The following is a 3,204-nucleotide window of genomic DNA, read 5'->3' on the forward strand; positions in this document are numbered from 1 at the left end:
CTTCGAACTGGGGCAGCACGTAGCGGCTGCTCGGCAGGTTGCCGGCAGTCGAACCGAAGTTGTAGTTCATGTTCATTGCTCCTGAATTCATTGCTGTCTACCTGCCGGTCAGTTCTCGGTGGCTGTCGCAGCGCCGCCGCTGTTCCCGGAGCCGTTGGCGTTGGTTCCGCCGCCGCCTGCCACGGATCCGGCATGTGCCGCGATCTTGTCGAAGAAGCCGTATTCGAGGGCTTCCGGGGCCGTGAACCACTTGTCGCGGTCGTTGTCCTTGAGGATGGTGTCCACACTCTGGCCGGTCTGGTCGGCGGTCAGCTCGGCCATGACCTTCTTCATGTGCAGGATCAGCTCGGCCTGGATCTTGATGTCCGACGCCGTGCCGCCGATGCCGCCGGAGGGCTGGTGCATGAGGATGCGGGCGTTGGGGGTGGCGTAGCGCTTGCCCTTGGTGCCGGAGGAGAGCAGGAACTGGCCCATGGACGCGGCGAGGCCGGTGGCAACCGTGACAACATCGTTCGGGATGAACTGCATGGTGTCATAGATGGCCATGCCGGCGGTGACGGAGCCGCCGGGTGAGTTGATGTAAAGGTAGATGTCCCTTTCAGGATTCTCCGCCGAGAGCAGCAGCAGCTGGGAGCAGATGGCGTTGGCGTTATCGTCGCGGACCTCGGAGCCGAGCCAGATGATGCGCTCTTTCAGCAGGCGGTTGTAAATGTAGTTATCCTGGGCTGCCGGATCGACCGTGGCCATCCGGGGTGCCCCTGCTTGCTGTGACATATGTACTTACCTCTCGCTGGCGACGGTGACGCCACTGGACGACATCACTGAACTTTCCTACAGCGACACTAACCGTTTTCACGCCCGCTTTGTTCGCTGGCGCCGGGCTGTTCGCTGACGGCGCACGATTGCCGGGACCCCGCGCGCCGGGTCCTGGTGGCGGGCCCTTCCCGGCTCCCGGACAGACCGTGCAGGCCGGGCATGGCTGCAGACGGGGGCTTAAAACATTCGGCCCCCGGATCGGTGATCCGGGGGCCGACTGTTCTACGTCTCAGTGACTGCTAGAACTTCACTGCTGCGGGGTCATCGCTCGGCGTGGCCTCGGTGCTGGCTTCTGCCGAAGCTGCTTCGTCCTCAACGGTCTCGGCGGCCGGGGCGGCTTCGTCGCCGGGGCGGACGAAGTCGCTCAGGTCAACCTTGTTGCCCTCGGAGTCGGTGACCTCGGCCTGGCCCAGCACGACGGCCAGTGCCTTGCGGCGGCGGACCTCGGAAACCATCATGGGCACCTGGCCGCTCTGATCGATGATCTGGGCGAACTGGTTCGGGTCCATGCCGTACTGGCTGGCGGTGGTGACGATGTAGTCGATCAGCTCGTTCTGGCTGACGTTGACTTCTTCCTTCTCCGCGATGGCGTCGAGGATGATCTCGTTCTGGAAGGCGCGCTCGGTGTTGGCCTTGACCTCGGCGCGGTGCTCCTCGGTGTCGTGCTCGCCTTCACCGTGGGCGTTTTCGGCGTTGAAGTGCTGCTCGAGCTGCTCTTCGACGATCGACGCCGGGACGGGAACCTCGACGAGCTCAACGAGCTTGTCCAGGACCTTGTCGCGGGCCTCRACGCCCTGGTCAACAACCTTGGACTCGGCGGCCTGCTTGGCCAGGTCCTCACGGAGTTCCGCGAGGGTGTCGAACTCGCTGGCGAGTTGGGCGAAGTCGTCGTCGGCGACGGGGAGCTCGCGCTCCTTGACGGCCTTGACGGTGACCTTGACCTGAGCGGACTCGCCGGCGTGCTCGCCGCCGACCAGCGTGGTGTCAAAGATGGCGTCCTCGTCGGCGCTGAGGCCGGTGACGGCCTCGTCGAGGCCTTCGAGCATGGTGCCGGCGCCAACCTGGTAGGACAGGCCGGAAGCGGAGTCAACATCGGCGCCGTCGATCGAGGCTGCGATGTCGATCGTCAGGAAGTCGCCATCGGCGGCCGGGCGGTCCACGGACTTCAGCGTGCCGAAGCGGCCGCGGAGCTCGTCCAGGGCCTTGTCGACGTCGGCGTCGGAGGACTCGGCGGCGGCGACCTCAACCTTGATGCCTGCGTAGTCGGGCAGTTCGATCTCGGGGCGGATGTCAACCTCGGCGTGGAACTTGAGCTCGCCGTCGGTGGCGGACGGGTCCGGAACCTCGGTGATCTCGACCTCGGGACGGCTCAGGGGGCGGATGCCGGTTTCCTGCACGGCGGCCTGGTACCAGCCGTTGAGGCCTTCGTTGATGGCCGTCTCCAGGACGTAGCCGCGGCCAACGCGCTGGTCAATGAGCTTGGAGGGGACCTTGCCCTTGCGGAAACCGGGGACCTGGATCTGCGAAGCAACAGTCTTGTATGCCTCTGCGATGCTGGGCTTCAATTCCTCAAAGGGGACCTCAACATTGAGCTTGACCCGCGTGGGGGTGAGGTTCTCGACAGCGCTCTTCACAGTCTAAGTACTCCTGGTGTGGGKGGTATGGGGTTCTGCATTGCCACGTGCTGGCAGTGCTTGCAGAGTCGGGGTGACAGGATTTGAACCTGCGACTTCCTGCTCCCAAAGCAGGCGCTCTAGCCAAGCTGAGCTACACCCCGTAAGTGCACAGAACAGTCTACGGTCATACTGTGCCGATTTGCACATTTGACACCGGGGCCTTGAATTGGGTTTAGTTGTATCCGGCTTGAACAGCCGCCCGGAAGTTTTACTGGGAGTTCCAGTGAGATCCCCGGGGACGTAGCTYAATGGTARAGCCYCAGTCTTCCAAACTGRYTACGCGGGTTCGATTCCCGTCGTCCCCTCAGAAATATGACGAAAAAAGCCCCTCTCCGGAGGGGCTTTTTTCGTTCCCTCCAGGCCCCGGCGGCCGGAGCTTGGAAGGGTTGGCTTTGGAAGGGCAGGCGTACCGGCTCAGGCCTGCTGGCAGGCCGGGCACCAATAGAGCTTCCTGGCGCCGAGCTCGGTCAGCGCCACCGGCGTTCCGCAGTCCCTGCAGCCGAGTCCGTGGCGCCGGTAGACGAAGTGGGCCTCCTCCGGGGCCGGCAGGACACCGCGGGATACGCCGGCTCCGGCCCCGTTCCAGTACTGCGGCGGCGTCGTGATGATCCGGCCGTCCCGGACGCCGTCGGTCATCATGTCTGCGGTGTCGTCCCAGAGCCGGCGGGCCGCGTCCGGTGTCAGTTCGGCGCCGGGCAGCCAGGGGTTGAGC

3 protein-coding genes, 2 tRNA genes and 1 pseudogene are annotated in these 3,204 nt (G+C 64.5%); 1 reads left to right on the forward strand and 5 read right to left on the reverse strand.

All coding sequences use genetic code 11. The features are described from left to right. The 4 genes and pseudogenes from clpP to AC1D1S_RS20300 form a co-directional block, all read right to left on the reverse strand. A pseudogene (clpP, locus tag AC1D1S_RS20285) lies at positions 1 to 70 on the reverse strand (ATP-dependent Clp protease proteolytic subunit); the annotation flags it as partial. A 38-nt stretch (positions 71 to 108) separates the two neighbouring features. Further along, positions 109 to 747 carry an ATP-dependent Clp protease proteolytic subunit gene (locus AC1D1S_RS20290; protein ID WP_028277848.1) on the reverse strand — a complete coding sequence of 213 codons (639 nt, stop codon included), beginning with the start codon at positions 745 to 747 and terminating at the stop codon, positions 109 to 111. Positions 748 to 1,055: 308 nt separating this feature from the next. Further along, entirely contained in the window at positions 1,056 to 2,450 is a 1,395-nt protein-coding gene (gene tig, locus AC1D1S_RS20295) for a trigger factor (protein ID WP_476950797.1), read from the reverse strand. 68 nt (positions 2,451 to 2,518) lie between these two features. Then, positions 2,519 to 2,593 (reverse strand) — tRNA-Pro (locus AC1D1S_RS20300). A gap of 133 nt (positions 2,594 to 2,726) precedes the next feature. Between AC1D1S_RS20300 and AC1D1S_RS20305 the strand changes: the two genes are divergently transcribed. Continuing rightward, a tRNA-Gly gene (locus AC1D1S_RS20305) sits at positions 2,727 to 2,797 on the forward strand. Positions 2,798 to 2,906: 109 nt separating this feature from the next. On the opposite strand, the gene AC1D1S_RS20310 is transcribed toward AC1D1S_RS20305, so the two are convergent. Then, a partial coding sequence (locus AC1D1S_RS20310; RefSeq protein ID WP_476995342.1) for a zinc finger domain-containing protein occupies positions 2,907 to 3,204 on the reverse strand: 298 nt, incomplete at its 5' end.

The sequence above is a fragment of the Arthrobacter sp. P1_A5 genome (assembly GCF_056406825.1).

What these genes read in the sequence shown, in the direction of transcription:
- AC1D1S_RS20290 (WP_028277848.1), bottom strand. Translation starts at nt 747, where the DNA reads ATGGCCACGGTCGATCCGGCAGCCCAGGATAACTACATTTACAACCGC.